The organism is Flavobacterium sp. KACC 22758, assembly GCF_028736135.1.
In the GTDB taxonomy this organism is placed as follows: domain Bacteria; phylum Bacteroidota; class Bacteroidia; order Flavobacteriales; family Flavobacteriaceae; genus Flavobacterium; species Flavobacterium johnsoniae.
Window position 1 is genome coordinate 4,708,808 of record NZ_CP117878.1, and the last position, 16,850, is coordinate 4,725,657.

Below are 16,850 nucleotides of genomic sequence, written 5' to 3' on the forward strand. Positions count from 1 at the left end.
GCGGATTAGTTTTATATGAACCGTTCCTACGGAACTTTAAATTTTTCAATAAAACTAATCCTCTTTATTTATTTAAATTCGGAATTTTCTCAGTTAAATTCTTCCAATATCGTTTTGGCATGTGCTGTAAATGCAGTTTGGTATTTTTTCTGGATTCAATATTTACACTGCTGAAATACTGTCGCCAAAGATTTTGAAAAAATTCTTCGTTGTCATCACATATTTCTGCTAAAAACTTCGCTGAGGTTGATTCAGCATTAAATTGAAGCTGCACGGTTGAGGTATCTTCAAGATCATAGTAAATTCCGTATTTGCGTTTTGAGTCATATATCAGCCAGCGCTGATCGGCATAACGGTTTTTAAAATGTTTTTCTATTAAAGGCAGCACATCACAATCTGGTTCTACTATGGCATAATACAAATTGTCTTTTGTGAGTTTAAAGCGGACAAAAGCTTTCATGCGATGGCTTTCTTTTCCGGTTAAATGTGCCGCTCTTTGAACATCCAAAACAAAAGTATTTGCCAGATCATCTTCAATATTAACAGAGCTGGCAAATATATATTTTACAAATTGAAATAAGGTTTCTTCTATTTTATCCAAATCAGATAAAAATGCTCTGTAAATATTAGCAAAACCTTCTGGAGAAAGACGCTGTTTTAATCCGTTTAAAACACGATTTGCTTTACTAATATCAGTTGTCACAAAATATGTCTCTGAAAAAAGTAAAGTATTTGTAACTTCATTTTTAGCAAAAACAACATCTGTGAGTTTTAATTCGTAAATTTCGAATACTGCCGTCAGCCAGCCTTCAAAAGTACTATCGTAAATTACTTGTGTCATTGGTTTAAAATAAAGCTAATTGATTCGAGAAATCATTTTTGTATTTACTTTTCTGAGAATTTAAAATGTGCTCTTTTATTTGAATTGAGGTCAGGTCTCTTTGTAACTGAAACGGCGCTGCAAAAGCCAGAAAGTATTTTGACCTGCTGTAAGAGATTCCTAATTTTTGCAAATCTTCTGGCTGCAGCTTTTTAAATTTTCGAGCTGCAACAATTTTTTTGGCACTCAAAACACCAATTCCGGGAATTCTGAGAATCAATTCTAAATCGGCAGTATTTATATCAACCGGAAATTGATTTAAGTTTCGCAAAGCCCAGCCCAATTTTGGATCTATATCCAAATCAAGGTTCGGCTGGTCAAAACCTACCATTTCATTGACATGAAATCCGTAAAACCGAATCAACCAATCGGCCTGATACAATCTATTTTCGCGAATCATAGGCACGGGAGTTCCAATTGCCGGAAGTCTGTTATCATAACTTATAGGCACATATCCCGAATAATAGACCCTTTTCATGTTCATTTGTTCGTAAAAATAATTGGCCATGCCCAAAATTTCCATATCATTTTCTTTTGTCGCGCCAATAACCATTTGAGTACTTTGACCGGCCGGAGCAAAAAGAGGCGCTTTGTAGTTTTGCTTTTTCTCTTCTTTATAGCCTATAATTTCATTTTTCAGATATTCCATTGGTTTGATAACATCAATGTGATTTTTATCCGGAGCCAATAATTTAAGACTTTGCTCGGTTGGCATTTCAACATTTACACTTAAACGATCGGCATATAATCCAGCTTCTTTCAACAATTCCGGACTCGCACCCGGAATTGCTTTTAAATGAATGTATCCGTTAAAGTTTTCTTCTAACCGCAGTTTCTTGACAATTCTAACCAAACGTTCCATTGTATAATCGGGATTATCAAAAATACCCGAACTCAGGAACAAACCTTCGATATAATTTCTTCGGTAAAAACCTATCGTTAAATCGACCACTTCCTGAACCGTAAAAGCAGCGCGTTTAATGTCGTTGCTTTTTCTGCTGACACAATAAGCACAATCAAAAATGCAATGATTGGTCAGCAATATTTTAAGAAGCGAAACACAGCGTCCATCTTCTGTATACGCATGGCAAATTCCGTTTCCGGAAGCATTTCCTAAACCTTTATCTTTATTTTTTCTGCTGCTGTTACTTGAAGAACACGAAACATCGTATTTTGCAGCATCGGCTAAAATTGCCAATTTCTCCATCACTCTTTCCTGTACCATTTGACCTTAAATTTAGTTTTAGAATAAAATTTGTTTCCTCAAAACTAAATATTTGATATTGAAAAGAACTGAATTCTGATGTTCTAAATTGTACCAAATTTTCTTAGTACAATTAGCAATAACAAAGCTTTTCTTAATAAATGAAGCCTTGTAAATAAATGAATTAGACTCAAAAAACAGGTAAAAATACGTAATGCCGAATTATTGAATCTTTATACATTGCATCATCATTTAAGGAGAAAAATTTTTATCCCCCTAGATTAATTTTTCGGTCCTTTTTGATAAAATGGAGACTTGGATATTAGCGAGTATTAAAAACCAAAAGCTAAAGAGATGAATTTTGTAAAAGGACAAGATGTATTCTACACAACATTGAGTGGAAGATCTTATAGGGCGACAGTAATAGAGAGAAAAATAGATTTTAAAAAAGGACTTATCAAAAAATCTGCAATTAAGGAGATGACCTACCATTATTTGATAGAAGTCCATAAAGTTGGTATTAAAGAACAGATTCTTTGTACTGAAAATCAAATTAAGCTTTTGGAGAAAAAACAGCGCGCAAAAAAAGCGGCGTAAAGCTTATTTTAAACATTCAGTAATTTAAAATTGGCTGAAAACTCTCTAAACAAATTACCCACTTGATGAAGTTGGGGAAGAATATCTTTATCCAAATTATCTGAAGAATGATTAAGATAAATTATAAAATTCAGTTTTGCCTATTTGTTATCTGCCTTTTCTTCATTGGTATAGGAATCTATGAAACTTCAAATGAAGGACTAAAAACAGGAAAAGATCTCTTTTGGCAGATTTCTCATTTTGTACCTTTTGTAATGGGAGCCATTATTTTTGGCAGTAACTTATATTCTGGCAGAATTCATAAATTTAAAAATTAAATAAGAACTATTTCTCTTGATAAAAAAGGCATTTTTAAATTTCAAAAATGCCTTTTTTATTTATCAATTGTAAAAAAGACGTTAAAATCCTGATCTCATAAGGCTTTTTCCATATAAAAAAATATATTTGTCTTAAACCCAGTTTTACCCAAAAACCGAAAAGACAGTAGCATGGATAATGAAAAATTTATTTTCTGCCTCGAAGGCGTTCAGGACGTAGATACCGTTACAACTACTGATGTGGTTAAAAATCTGGAAGAAATTGCTTTTAATCAGGGAATTTCGAGCATCTATAAAGCCTGTGATACTATTGAAGGTTTAGAAGAAAGTTTAAATACTTTATTATATGATGATCATAATTTTAAGGATTATGAAATCATTTATCTGGTAATGCCGGGACAGGAAAACAACATCTGTCTTCATGATTATTATTACAGCATTGAAGAAATAGCCGAACTTTTTGAAGGGAAAATGAAAGGAAAAATTATTCATTTTGCCAATAAAAAAAGATTAGACCTTAACGACGAAGAAGCACAATATTTTCTTGATATTACTGGTGCACGCGCCATTTCAGGATATGGTTCTACCTATAATAAAATTGCCAGCTGCAGTACAATCGATAAAGCGTTTTTCAGCTTATATCAGGAAAATGACGATTTGACTGAAGTTGTAGAAGATTTGTACCAAAAGCATTATGCTCTTTGTAAATTACTTGATTTTAGATTGTATTATTAAGTATGAAGACAAAGACAATTGAAAAAATAAAGACTTATAATACCTCAGGATTTCGGGAGAAGTTCCTTGGAGAGGACAATCCTATTCATTTGCTTTTTAAATCAAATTCTGATCATTTTTTCTGTTTGGAAATTGAAGAAATAATGCAGATGCAGCATCCGGTGCCGCCTTGTAAACATTCCTGCCATACTTTAATTTTTATTTCTTCGGGCCAGCATGTCATGAAATTGGGGTATCAGGAATATACCACTATAGATAACGAAATAATTGTGGTTCCCGCTGGTCAGATTTTCTCTCTTGAAAACGTTAATAACATACATAAAGGTTACATCTGCCAGTTTCACCCTGATATTTTAATTAGAAAATACGGAAGTCGTGAAATGATTAATGAATTTGATTTCATGAAAATTTCAGGCAATCCAAAAATTGCATTGGCTCCAAAAGATGTTCCGCACGTGACGGCTATTTTGAGCCGGCTTGAAAAAGAATATTCTCAAACTTCAACAGCAAACCTAAATATTGTACAGTCGTATTTAATTACGCTGTTTTATGAAATGAATAAAAACTCGGTTAAGAGTTCGAAAAATATTTCTGCAGCAGAAGTTATTACGAATAAGTTCAAAGAATTGATTCACCAAAATATTAAAACACATCATTTGGTTCATTATTATGCATCATTATTGAATGTTACGCCCAACCATTTAAATAAATCTGTTAGAACGGTTACAGGAAAATCAGCCACAAAATGGATTGATGAAACCATATTATTAGAAGCCAAATATTTACTCTTTCAAACCACACTTTCTGTAAGTGAAATCGCAGTACAAGTAGGTCATGAAGACCAATCGTACTTTAGCCGTTTTTTTAAGAAACATGAAGGAATTACACCAATTCAGTACAGAAAAATGATTGATAAGTCCTAATAATTGATTATTGAATCCTATTAAACAGCCATACATTTTTCAGAAATTTGCCTCTTCAAAAAATGCAAATTATGATTTATGTTTTTAAAACTTCCGTTAACAGCCAATCAAAATTTGATTCGGCTTCTACACTGCTTCACGAATTATTACCTGATACTTTATGGAATTTTGATCTTGAGGACTGCGATAATATTTTAAGAATCGACAGCGAGCTTGATATTCCAAAACTAATTCTAAACAATGGCATTTTTGACTGCATTGAATTAGAATAAAACTTAAATACTTACAACATCTTCACAAATAAAATGGAAACTAAATTATACCAAAACCGAACTTTTGACACAGTAGATTACTCTGATCAAAGTTTATCGAATACAGAATTTGTAAACTGCGAGTTCATCAACTGCAATTTCTCTAAAAGTGATTTGAGTCATAATGATTTTTTAGATTCTACTTTTAAAAACTGCAATCTCTCATTGGCTGTACTTAAAAATACCGGATTAAAAAACATCAGGTTTATTGGCTGTAAACTAATGGGATTGGATTTTAGTGCAAGTAACAGTTTTTTGTTTTCGATGAGTTTTCAGGATTGTCTTTTAGACTATTCAACTTTCATTTATAAAAAACTAAAGAAAACCAATTTTATTGACTGTTCGCTGAAAGATGTCGATTTCTCAAATACCGATTTGTCTTTGGCAGTTTTCAAAAATTGTGATTTATCTAATGCTACTTTCGCAGAATGTATCCTGGAGAAAACTGATTTCAGGTTTTCGAGAAATTATGCTTTCGATCCTTCTGAAAATAAAATTAAAGGAACGAAAGTTTCTCATACAGCACTTGCCGGATTATTAGAAAAATTTGATTTGGATATTGAATAGATTATACAAAGTATTCAGCCGCAGTTTTTAGTCTCAGGATTTCTTGATTGTTGAGATTTTCCAAAAAACACTCTATAAAAAAAGGGATGCAATTGCATCCCTTTTAAAAACTAAAAATATGAAAATGAAATTTATTTAATCCAACGTGGATCACCAATTTTATTATCTTTCAAAGTTTGATTTCCTAATGTAAAATCTCCTCCGGCAGCATTTGCAAACTGCGGATCTAATGTTGTTGCCGCAGCATCTGGTCTGTTATTATTTGTAGTCGCTTTTAAATTTGGTGAATTAAAATTATTATTGTTTCCAAATCCTGGAGCACTTGTTGCAGCATTGTTAGTATAAATTGCCTGACCAACAACAAGCAATGTGTTACGTACCGCTAAAATATTTGTCGCAAAACGTACATATAAAATTCTGCTTGAAGCTATTAATGTCGGAGTATATATCGTACATCCATCAATCACCACATTACTTACTAAACTTCCTCCTGAACCAGCAGCTGCATCTAAACGGATGAAATCACGTGATCCACAATTATTAAATGTACTTCTTGTTAAAGTAACATTTTCAACATATGTAGTTCTGAAATCGATAAAATCAGCTGATCCGGCAGTATTTACATTTTTAACAATACTATTATCTATAGTGAATGATTTCAATCTGGCTGCTGCATTTCCGTACATAAGCTGAGAAGGGTAATCATGAACATAAGAACTGCTTATCAAGACATCTCCTAAAGGTGACGCTTGTGCTGTTAAAATTGAAATGACACCGCCCGTTAAACCAGATCCACTTAAATCCAGATCAACCAGAGACAGGCCTACAGCTTCACTTGCATTAGCCGGATTATTAGCCAGAGTAAATTTCACTGTCAGTTTTGGTTTATTTTCTGGTCTTACACCTCTAAAAATAAGTGTTTTGTTTACAATGATCTCACCCGCTGTTGAATAAACACCCGGCATAAGTAATAATCTTGATCCTGATGGTGCCTGAGCAACTTTAGCAATTAAATCGTCTTGTGGATTGATTACAATACCTTTTGTAAGATCAACACCACTTGTAAAAGTTAGTATTCCTCTGGTTTTAGTCCCATTCTTTAAAGTAGCAGTATAATTTGTTTCTGGAGTTAAACCGTTAACAATTGCTGCTCCGGCAGCTTTTTCTTCTGCTGTTATGGTGTGGGTTATATTACCTGGCTGTACTAAAATTTCAGTTACGTTACTATTAGGTGTCCATCGTACAGTAAGATATCCGGCTTCGATTTCTTCTGGTTTAATTGGAAAGAAAATCTGTTCAGATAATGTTGTAGCTGTAGTTACTGACCATTTTGAATCGTCTAAACCAGCTGCACTTACAGCTTTAACCCTAATAGAATAAGTTGTTTCTCCTTCTAAAGCTACTTGTATTGGCAGTTCTGCCGGAGTTACATTTACTGTTTTAAAAATAGTTTTAAATTCTGGATCGTCCGGGCTGAATTCTACTACATAATGATCTGCGTTTTCATCTGTTTTAACAGTCCAGTTTAATTCAACCGTAGTTTGATTTCTCACTGTGGCTTTAAGCCCAATTGGAGAAAACTCTCTTGTATTTCCTACGCTGTCTAACAGCTCTTCATTATAACTTTCGCAGCTTGAAACTCCAACTGCAAGAAGTAATACGGCTATTAGTCCTCTAAATATATATTTTGCTTTCATCATAATAACTTATAATTTATTATCAATTAAGATTTTAATAACCGAAATCATTTTTTAACTGTCCATTACTACCATCGATAAACACCTGCCATATTGGCCAGTATTGTCTGTTATCCGGATTAACTCCTGGTTTGTATAGTGAGTTTATCTTAGCATCTGCTGCTGTACCTGTCCATGTCCAGACAATAGAAGAATATCCTGTTCCCGGATTTGTTGTTTCTCCTCTGTTTAATCCGTAGATATCTAAACTTACATTATCTGTTTTATACTTATAATACAGAGTTGCCGGTACATCAGCATAAGCACCTGAACGCGCTGCTAAATCTGTCATTTTTTGTTTAGCTTCGTCTAATTTTACCTTAAGAAGATTCCAGCGAATTAAATTTTGTTTACGTTCCATTTCTCCGGTAAACTCATATTTATTCTCTTCAACAATAGCATTAAACATCGCTTCTTTGCTGCTTAAACCGTCTACATATGCTTCCACTTTAACAGCTTGTGCTGCTGCCGGGAATGATCTTCTTCTAACTTCTTTTAAATAAGGCATTGCTGCTCCCGGACCTTCTAATTCGTTTGCTGTTTCTGCAGCTATAAGAAGCACCTCAGCATAACGCATGTACATTTTATTAACCCCATCATCATTGTCTGAAGTAACTCTTCTTGTCATCCACTCATAGCGGTATTTACCGAAATACCATGTATCTAAAGTCCCCAGCTCTTGTTTAGCAATTGGATATGGACTTGCTGCTGCAGCAGTACCCCATTTGTAAGGCACGCAAGTAACATCTCTACGCAAATCTGTCTGATCATAATCGTAAAAAACAAATGGTAAAGGTCCCGCTGCACCGCCTCGATTCGCTCCATTAGCCTGAAATTGATCAATTGCTGAAGTGTGTCTCACCGCAAACGTGAATAACATACGCCCACGTCCATCTGCAAAAGGAAGTTCCCAAAGAGACTCACCGCCGGCAGTAGTAATTTCCTGATTGTATTTTCTCCATAATCCTTCAAAAGTAGATTCTAAATGAGCTGAACCGCTCTCAATTACTTCGCGAGATTCTTTTAATGCTAATGCATACATAGCTGGAACTGAAAGTTCAGGATCATTACTTCTTCTTACGCCGTCAGGGTATTGCTGATAACCACTTGCTGCCAAAGCCAAACGTGCTCTAAATGCTTTTACAAAAGCTTTGTTTACATGTTCTACAGTACTAGTATAAGAAGTTTCGTTAGGCCATGCAACCAATGTAGATGCTTCACCTAAGTCAGCAATTAATTGTTTGTAAATAATATCTCTATTCGATTTAGGCAAATATAAAGTTGCTGTAGTGATAGGTTCAAAACGAGCAGGAACATCACCCCATGCTTTAAGTAAATCAGCATAGTAAATAGCTCTTAGTGTTAATGCTTCTCCTAATAACTGTCCCATGTTTGTTCCTGGTGACGGTTTCCCATATTGACGTATACCTTGAATACAGATATTTGCTCGTTCAATACCTAAGTACATCATTGCATAAGCATTTGTAGTAGTATTCATTTCCGTATTACCCGGTCTGGCATCGTAAACACACAAATCTGCTTTATCTCCTGCTGTCTGCGAAGTATTATACCATTCCACATCTGTATTTAATCCATAATATGGTAAAAATCTTCCTCTATAAGAGTTCGTTTCTGCAAATGGCACTTTTATTCCATCAACAGCTCCTTTTGCCAGTTCGGCATCAGAAAAAATCAAAGAAGGCTGTAATGTTGATGGTGCGTCTGTATCTAAATAGTCGTCTTCAAATTGCTGGCAAGAACTAAATAAACTTGAAATTATCAATCCTGCTATTATTAATTTATGTTTCATTTTGTGATAATTTAAAATTAGAAATTAAGATTCATCCCAAAAACCATTTGTCTGCTTCTTGGATAAGGACTTGAATCAACCCCTGGAGTAAGTGGGTTTTTTCTTTTTGTTGAAACTTCCGGATCAGAACCAGAATACTTAGTCCAAACAAAAACATTGCTAGCCGTCATGTAAAATCTTAATTTAGAAACTCCAAGCTTAGATGTAAACATTTCAGGTGCTGTGTACCCTAATGTTAACGTATTCAATCTTAAAAATGATGCATCTTCAACTGCCCAATCAGTAAATATAGCAGTTCTCATATATGGAGACCACATAGTTGTATTAGCATTAAGAGCCGCTAATGCATCAGGATCTGTTACTAACTGGCCTGAAACAGGATCCAAATTTGTCCATCTTTTTCCATCAGCCATTGTAGAATTTAAATTTTTATACTGTCCTGAAGCATTAGCTGTAGAAAATTCAATTTTATCAGCGTTGTATACTTCATTACCAATACTCCAGTTAAAAGCTGCCATTAAATCAAATCCATAGGCGTTTCCGTTAATAACGAAACCTCCGGTACTTTTAGGATTAATATTGCCAATAACTGTTTTATCTGTCAGATCCACTTTACCATCACCATTAACATCTTTCAATTTCATATCTCCAGGTTTAAGAGAACTTCCGTCTCCAACTAAAGTTGTAGCAGTAGCAACCACACCGCTTTTTAAAACATATTTTCCTCCAACATAATCAAAGTCAGAAACTTCATATCTTCCATCATTTTTATAACCGTACATAGTTCCTAAAGAAGAACCTACTGATATTAGGTAATCATCTCCAATTTGTGAAGAAGCCCAGTTTGTAGCAGCTCCAAAGTTGTTCATAACACCTAGTGAGTTAATACGATTTTTATTTACTCCCATATTGAAAGAGAAATTCAATCCGTATTTAGCTTTTTCAATTGCCACAACATTTAAAGTAGCTTCAAAACCTGTGTTTTGAGTTTCTCCCATGTTACGGTATTGATAATCATATCCAGATCCTGGAACCGGGAAATTAATTAATAAGTCGCTTGTAACATTTTTATAGACATCAAAATTACCGCTCAAACGATTTTTAAAGAATCCAAAATCCAAACCAACGTTTTGAGTTACTGTAGTTTCCCATTTCAAATCTGGATTAGGCATTGTTTTAGGAATAGCCCAAACACTAGTTACCCCATTAATCCATGCTGTTGGAATAGATTGAAAAATTTGAGTCTGCTGTCCTACAGGTATATTATTATTTCCTGCCTCACCATAGCTGGCTCTTATTTTTAGAAGATCGATCCATGATTTACCTTTTAAGAAACTCTCTTCAGAGATTTTCCATCCTGCAGCAAATGCCGGGAAATATCCCCAACGGTTTTGTGGTAAAAATTTACTTGATCCGTCCGCACGGAATGTCGCTGATAAGATGTAACGATTTTTATAATCATAATTGGCACGTCCAAAAAATGACAATAATCTGTCGTCTGGGTTATAATAGTTATCAACTGCCTGCGGAGTTCCTTGTGATGTCAGCGATTTTGCCTGGCTGAAATCGAAGAAAGAAGGATATCCATGAATAGTAGAAGTCACTGTATTCACTTCATAATTAATACTTTCTTCACCAATCAATGCTGTTAAATGGTGGTTTTCTCCCATTATTTTTTTGAAATCGTAATTCAAAGTATTAGCATTTCTAAAACGTCTCTCTTTACCATCAGTAATAACCATTGCCGGTTTCCCTTGCAGTGTACTAGCCGGAGTATTAGCTACATAGTAAGTGCTGCGTCCGTAAAAACGATAATCTAAACTGTTATAATTATCAAGACCTAAGTCTACTTTGAATTTTAAATTATCTACGATTTCCCATCCAAAACTTCCTAACATATTGAAGTTTTTACGGAACTGCTGACGGTTATTATCGTAAATAGATCGTAAAGGATTTACCAATATATCTGTTCCGTCTCCAGAAACATCATCAGAAGTTAAACCTGATACCGGAATTGGCGCATAACCAACAATAGTACGCATACGTGAATCTGTAGCCGATTTTTCATTTTGTTCGTTTACTCCTCCACCATCGATTTCAGTATCAGAATAACGTACTGTAAAACCAACGTCAACTTTATTGCTTACTTTACTTTTTAAAGCCAAAGCAAGGTTGTTTCTTTTATAATTTGAACCCAGCATGATTGCCTTTTCATCATAATGAGCATAATTAAAGTTATAATTAAGCTTATCTGTTCCGCCTCTAATTCCTAAATCACGGCTCTGCACCTCACCTCTGCGTCCAAAAATCTGCTTTTGCCAGTCATTTCCTTTTAAACCATTATACATATCATGATCCTGCCAATTTCCAAAATACTTAGTATAAGAAGTTGGATCTGAAGGTACTTTTGTTCCTGTTTGTGAAAGCATAGCATACTCGTACTGCCATTTAGTATAATCCTCAGGTGACAAAACATCTATTTCATTTGCCATGGTTTTCATACCATAAAACATATTGAAATTCACAGAAATTTTTCCGTCTTTTCCACTTTTTGTTGTAATCAAAATTACCCCATTTGCACCACGAGATCCGTATATTGCAGTAGAAGCGGCATCTTTTAAAACTGTCATTGTTTCAATATCAGATGAAGAAATATCATTCATACTATTGATAGGAAATCCATCAACAATAATTAAAGGTGAAGCATCCTGAGTTAATGATCCCCCTCCACGAACTCTAATTCGTATATCGGCATCTGGAGAACCCTCTGCTGATGTTACTTGTACACCGGCAATTCTACCTGTTAAAGCTTCAGCAACATTTGCTACCGGAACTTTTTTCAAATCATTACCTGAAATAGTAGACACAGCCCCTGTTAAATCACCTTTTTTTGCTGTACCATAACCAATTACAACTACTTCATTTAAGTTATTAGAATCTTCGATTAAAACTATATCTACTTTGGTTTTACCTTCTGCAGATACGTCTTTAGTTTTAAATCCTATAAAAGAAAAACTTAGAATCGCTTTCGGATTACTGAGTTTAATCTTATAGCGTCCGTCAAAATCTGTAGAAGTTCCGTTCTTTGTTCCTTTTTCCAAGACATTAACTCCTGGTAAAGAAAGCCCTGCTGCGTCTTTAACAGTTCCTTCCAATGTTACAGTCTGAGCCATAGCTCGACTGCTCATCAGTAAGCACAATAAAAAAACAACTGCAAAGCAACGATTTGCTCCTTTGTTTAATAAATCTTTAAAATTCATGGTTGATTGTTTAAGTTACTAATTGTTTAAAGTGGTTTTTTGTGGTTAAGTTTTTTGTATATCAATTCTACTTTTTATAAGAAGTTTAAAAACAACTCTATTTGAACAAAATCTGTGATTCAGCCTGATAAAATCACTTATAGAGAGCTATATTTTAACTTTTTTTTAAAGTTGTAATCGATTACACAAACATAGATATTTTTTTCATATAAAAAATTAAAATTCATAAAAAATTCATAAATAAAATTACAAATCAAAAATAAATATGCTTTTTTATACGACAAATGTAATTTTATTGATATATAAATATTAAATATATTATTATAAATGGATGTTTTGCTGCGATTTTTCAAAAAAAACAATCGATTACATGTTTAGATTTTAAGATTTTTTTAAGTGTATTTTTGACATTTAAAAGCCGTTACGAAAACGATATTATTTTAAATACCCCTCGTTTTTTAACAAGTTTTTATTTTAAAAATCCGTTTTTGGCAAAGAAGCGTAGAATAATAAACCTTCCTTTTTAATTGATTTAGTCGTTAAACAACTCTAAAATAATATTGGGCATAAAAAAACCCTTAGAATCATCTAAGGGTTGATTAACAAACTAAATTTAAATAAACCTTATACGCTTTGAAGCTTTAAGCTGTTTTTGTGAGTTTTAATTAAGGTTAAGGTAATAAGCATTCCTATAACCGACATTCCAACACCTATAAGATTTGGTGAAGCATAACTATATCCGGCACTCAAAGGTAATCCGCCCAAGAAAGCCCCTAAGGCATTTCCGATATTAAAACTTCCCTGAAGTGAGGCCGAAGCAATCATCTCTGCTCCTTTTGCTGTTCGGATCATTAACATTTGAATTGGCGCAATAACAGAGAAAGAAATAGCACCTGTTAAGAAAGTCAGAAACAAAGAAACATATTGATTTGAGGATAAGAAATACACTAATATTAAATCAATTGACATTATAAAAAGTAAAGCTAATGTTGTAGGCGCAGGCGAATATTTATCTGCCAGTTTACCGCCAGCGAAGTTTCCAACCACCATTCCAAGGCCTGCCAGAATCAAAATATACGATACATCACCTTCTGCAAATTTTGACACGTTAATTAATAACGGTGCAATATAACTGATCCATGCAAACAATCCGCCAAATCCAATTGCCGTGATTCCTATAATCAGCCACGCTTCTCTTCTTTTAAAAAACTCTAATTGTTTCTTCATATTTACTGATTCACCTTTATCTAAATGCGGCATCCACAATGAAATAAACAAAAAGGTAAGCAAGCCGACAATGGCTATTAAAACAAAAGTATAGCGCCAAATAAAATTATGCCCAATATAAGTTCCAATAGGAACTCCAATTAAATTAGCCAATGTAAGACCCGAAAACATAATAGCAATTGCCTGAGCTTCTTTTCCTTTATCAGCTAAACGGCTTGCAACTACAGCTCCAACACCAAAAAAGGCACCATGCGGTAATCCAGACAAGAATCTGGAAGCAAATAAAATATTATAAGTTGGTGCAATTATAGACAAAGCATTAAAAACTGCCAGCATTGCGGCTAAAATTAAAAGCTTTTTTTTAGGCGGAAAATTTCTTCCAAGTATTACTAATAAAGGAGCACCAATAACAACTCCCAGAGCATATGCAGAGATTAAATATCCAGCTACAGGAATGCTGACTTTCATATCTGAGGCAATATCAGGAAGAAGGCCCATCATTACAAATTCGGTAATACCGATTGTTAAACCTCCAAATGACAATGCAATAAGACTTTTTTTCATAAGATTAAGAGAGAAAGGGAATTAACTTTCTACGATGCAAATTTAAAACCCATACAGCAGAAATAAATTGTATATTTGCGATATAAATTTGTAAATATATGTTATGCCGAAATTAAACCAATTCAAAACGCTTATGATTGATGAGTTTGAAGAAGAAAAATTTCATCTCCCGCCGCATTCTCATACTTATTATGAAATCATTTATATAAAGAAAGGAAGCGGTGTGCATCATATCAACAACAATCTGTTATCGTATAAAGCCGGTGATTTATTTGTAATTTCACCAGATGACGAGCATTACTTTGATATTAAAAAAAGCACTCGTTTTATTTTCATCAAATTCACAGACAATTATTTCAACTCAAAACAAAACCTTACCTGCGACGAATTTCTGGTTCATACGCCAGAAAACTTTATGCGTGATAAAATTCTAAAAGAAACGGTTTTAAAATTTGGCGAACCCTGCAAAACGATTCTTAGAAATACGGTTGAGAACATTACAAAATATGACCAATATATTGATGTAACAAATTCGCCAATTGTTTTTTATCAGATTCTTTCGATTTTTGGTTTAATAAAAGAAACTATTCGATGCATGAACCTGCAGATGACTTCAACTCATATCGATAATGAACAAATTGCCAATTACATTCACCAGAATATTTATCAGCCAAAACTGGTACAAATAAAAGTAATTGCGGAACATTTTAATATTGCCCAGACGTATTTCAGTGCTTATTTTAAAAGAACTTTTTCAATAAGTTATCGTGATTATATCCATAATTTGAGGACAACATTAATAGAGAAAAGATTTCAAAATAATCAATTACCTATTAAGCAGATTGCTTATGAATTTGGTTTTACAGACGAGAGCCATTTGACTAATTATTTTAAAAAGAAAAGAAATATGAAGCCGACTGATTTTAAAAGGCTTTAGTTATTGAAATCCTAAAAGAGCATTTCTCCTAAATATTTTTATATAATTTTGTAAAACAAACAAATTTTCTTTTGACAAAAAAAGTCTACATAGCATTTCTGATAGTAATGATTGGTTTCTTTTTGATTCCGGTTTCTGGTTATGCATGCGGGAATCATACTCTAAAAAAATCTCATGTAGAAGAAACTGCTCTAGAAAAAAAGAAAAACAGCTGCTGTACAAAAAGCTGCTGTCAGGAAACCTCAAAATCGAAAAATAAAAAACACGACTGCAACGGAAAATGCAATCATACCAACTGCACAACTTCATCTTTTCAATTGAGTATTCCGGTATCAAGCGATTTTAGTTTTCAGAATAACTTTAATTTCTCTGTAAAAAAATCCATTACGTATTACAATGAAACCAATATTTCTGATGGTTTCACTACGATTTGGTTACCTCCAAAAATATAAAATTACATTCTTAACAGCCATAAATGGGTCTTGTTGAGAAATTATTTACGCATTAAAATTCAATAAAAACAACCTAAAGAAAAAGTTCTTTCTTTAAAAAAACATATAAAAATGAAAAACTCAATAACAGCTGTTTTAGCAGCCATCACAATACTATTTTCTGTAAACACTATTACAGCAAACGAAATAAAATCACAAATCAACACAGAAGATGTTATAGCTTCTGGTGAATTACAATCTGTTTTTGACAACTATTTTGCTGTAAAAGATGCCTTAATTAAAAGTGATGCCAAAACTACTTCGGCAAAAGCGGCAAGTTTACTAACTGCAATTAGTGCTGTAAAAATGGACAAATTAAAAAGTACCGAACACACTGTTTGGATGAAAGTAGTTAAAAAATTAACTGCCGATGCGAAAGCAATTTCGTCAAATACAGATCTTAAAAAGCAGCGTGAGTCTTTTAAATCATTATCTAAAAACACTTACGATTTAATAAAAGTTTCAAATCCGGATCAGCCAATTTACAAACAATATTGTCCAATGGCCGATGCTGACTGGTTAAGCAAAGAAAAAGCGGTTAAAAATCCGTATTATGGTTCTTCAATGCTAACCTGTGGAAACGTGGTAGAAACCATCAAATAAAAATATGACGCTTTACATCAAAAATATGGTGTGCGCCCGCTGTAAAATGGTCGTGAAGTCTGAGTTTGAAAAACTCGGACTTCCTACTATTTCTGTTGAACTTGGCGAAGTAGAATTAGAAAATGAAATAACCGAAGATCAAAAAGAAGCTTTACTTAAAAATCTTCAGGATTTAGGTTTTGATTTATTAGATGATAAAAAAAGTAAAACAATCGAGAAGATTAAAAATCTGATTGTTGATTTGGTTCATCATAAAAACAACGAACTAAAAATTAATTTATCTGATTATTTAGTCGAAAACCTCAATCAGGATTACAGCACATTAAGCAACTTATTTTCTGAGATTGAAAACACAACTATTGAAAAGTATTTTATAAGCCAGAAAATCGAGAAAGTAAAAGAACTTTTAATTTACAATGAGCTTTCCTTAAGTGAAATTGCTGATCTTTTAAACTACAGCAACGTCGCACATTTAAGTAATCAGTTTAAAAAAATTACGGGCTTTACTCCTACTTCTTTCAAACAGCTGAAAGATAAGAACCGCATTCAGATCGAGAATTTATAGTTTTTATTCAACTGCTAAGAGCGCAAAGATTTTTAGCCACAGATTAAAAAGATTAAAAGGATTTTAAAATCTGTGTTAATCTTTTTAATCTGTGGCTAACTTTCTTCATGGTTCACAAAGTTT

General features: G+C 33.5%; 16 protein-coding genes. 10 read left to right on the plus strand and 6 right to left on the minus strand.

Going from position 1 to position 16,850, the window contains the following annotated elements; all coding sequences use genetic code 11:
- Positions 1-64: 64 nt before the first annotated feature.
- Entirely contained in the window at positions 65-841 is a 777-nt protein-coding gene (locus PQ462_RS19885) for a TIGR03915 family putative DNA repair protein (protein ID WP_274251288.1), read from the minus strand.
- Between the two features lie 4 nt (positions 842-845).
- A complete protein-coding gene (locus tag PQ462_RS19890) occupies positions 846-2,105 on the minus strand; it encodes a putative DNA modification/repair radical SAM protein (protein ID WP_274251289.1) in 1,260 nt (419 codons plus the stop codon).
- A gap of 333 nt (positions 2,106-2,438) precedes the next feature.
- On the opposite strand from PQ462_RS19890, the gene PQ462_RS19895 reads away from it, so the two are divergent.
- From PQ462_RS19895 to PQ462_RS19920, 6 genes are all read left to right on the plus strand, one after another.
- Positions 2,439-2,681, plus strand: a complete 243-nt coding sequence (locus PQ462_RS19895; protein ID WP_012022286.1) for a hypothetical protein — start codon at positions 2,439-2,441, stop codon at positions 2,679-2,681.
- Between the two features lie 107 nt (positions 2,682-2,788).
- Positions 2,789-2,998: a hypothetical protein gene (locus tag PQ462_RS19900; protein ID WP_274251290.1), complete on the plus strand. Its 210-nt coding sequence runs from the start codon at positions 2,789-2,791 to the stop codon at positions 2,996-2,998.
- A gap of 171 nt (positions 2,999-3,169) precedes the next feature.
- Positions 3,170-3,733, plus strand: coding sequence for a DUF6642 family protein (locus PQ462_RS19905; protein WP_073408925.1), 564 nt, complete (start codon positions 3,170-3,172; stop codon positions 3,731-3,733).
- 2 nt (positions 3,734-3,735) lie between these two features.
- Positions 3,736-4,656, plus strand: a complete 921-nt coding sequence (locus PQ462_RS19910) for an AraC family transcriptional regulator (protein WP_274251291.1) — start codon at positions 3,736-3,738, stop codon at positions 4,654-4,656.
- Positions 4,657-4,727: 71 nt separating this feature from the next.
- Complete coding sequence (locus PQ462_RS19915; protein ID WP_274251292.1) at positions 4,728-4,928, plus strand: hypothetical protein; 201 nt, start codon at positions 4,728-4,730, stop codon at positions 4,926-4,928.
- Positions 4,929-4,961: 33 nt separating this feature from the next.
- Positions 4,962-5,534 carry a pentapeptide repeat-containing protein gene (locus tag PQ462_RS19920; RefSeq protein WP_274251293.1) on the plus strand — a complete coding sequence of 191 codons (573 nt, stop codon included), beginning with the start codon at positions 4,962-4,964 and terminating at the stop codon, positions 5,532-5,534.
- A gap of 131 nt (positions 5,535-5,665) precedes the next feature.
- On the opposite strand, the gene PQ462_RS19925 is transcribed toward PQ462_RS19920, so the two are convergent.
- From PQ462_RS19925 to PQ462_RS19940, 4 genes are all read right to left on the minus strand, one after another.
- The gene (locus tag PQ462_RS19925) at positions 5,666-7,234 is read right to left on the minus strand and encodes a DUF4957 domain-containing protein (protein WP_274251294.1); all 1,569 of its coding nucleotides are present in this window, start codon (positions 7,232-7,234) and stop codon (positions 5,666-5,668) included.
- Between the two features lie 31 nt (positions 7,235-7,265).
- Positions 7,266-9,080: a RagB/SusD family nutrient uptake outer membrane protein gene (locus PQ462_RS19930; protein ID WP_274251295.1), complete on the minus strand. Its 1,815-nt coding sequence runs from the start codon at positions 9,078-9,080 to the stop codon at positions 7,266-7,268.
- A gap of 17 nt (positions 9,081-9,097) precedes the next feature.
- Positions 9,098-12,340 (minus strand): SusC/RagA family TonB-linked outer membrane protein, encoded by a 3,243-nt coding sequence (locus tag PQ462_RS19935; protein ID WP_274251296.1) that lies wholly within the window; start codon positions 12,338-12,340, stop codon positions 9,098-9,100.
- Positions 12,341-12,964: 624 nt separating this feature from the next.
- A complete protein-coding gene (locus PQ462_RS19940) occupies positions 12,965-14,131 on the minus strand; it encodes an MFS transporter (protein WP_274251297.1) in 1,167 nt (388 codons plus the stop codon).
- A gap of 103 nt (positions 14,132-14,234) precedes the next feature.
- Here PQ462_RS19940 and PQ462_RS19945 point away from each other — a divergent pair, with 103 nt between their 5' ends.
- The 4 genes from PQ462_RS19945 (at position 14,235) to PQ462_RS19960 (ending at position 16,727) form a co-directional block, all read left to right on the plus strand.
- Positions 14,235-15,068 carry an AraC family transcriptional regulator gene (locus PQ462_RS19945; protein WP_012022296.1) on the plus strand — a complete coding sequence of 278 codons (834 nt, stop codon included), beginning with the start codon at positions 14,235-14,237 and terminating at the stop codon, positions 15,066-15,068.
- A gap of 71 nt (positions 15,069-15,139) precedes the next feature.
- Positions 15,140-15,520: a hypothetical protein gene (locus PQ462_RS19950; protein WP_274251298.1), complete on the plus strand. Its 381-nt coding sequence runs from the start codon at positions 15,140-15,142 to the stop codon at positions 15,518-15,520.
- Between the two features lie 111 nt (positions 15,521-15,631).
- Positions 15,632-16,162, plus strand: a complete 531-nt coding sequence (locus tag PQ462_RS19955; RefSeq protein WP_274251299.1) for a DUF3347 domain-containing protein — start codon at positions 15,632-15,634, stop codon at positions 16,160-16,162.
- Between the two features lie 4 nt (positions 16,163-16,166).
- A complete protein-coding gene (locus PQ462_RS19960; RefSeq protein WP_073408934.1) occupies positions 16,167-16,727 on the plus strand; it encodes a helix-turn-helix domain-containing protein in 561 nt (186 codons plus the stop codon).
- The last annotated feature ends 123 nt before the right edge of the window (positions 16,728-16,850 follow it).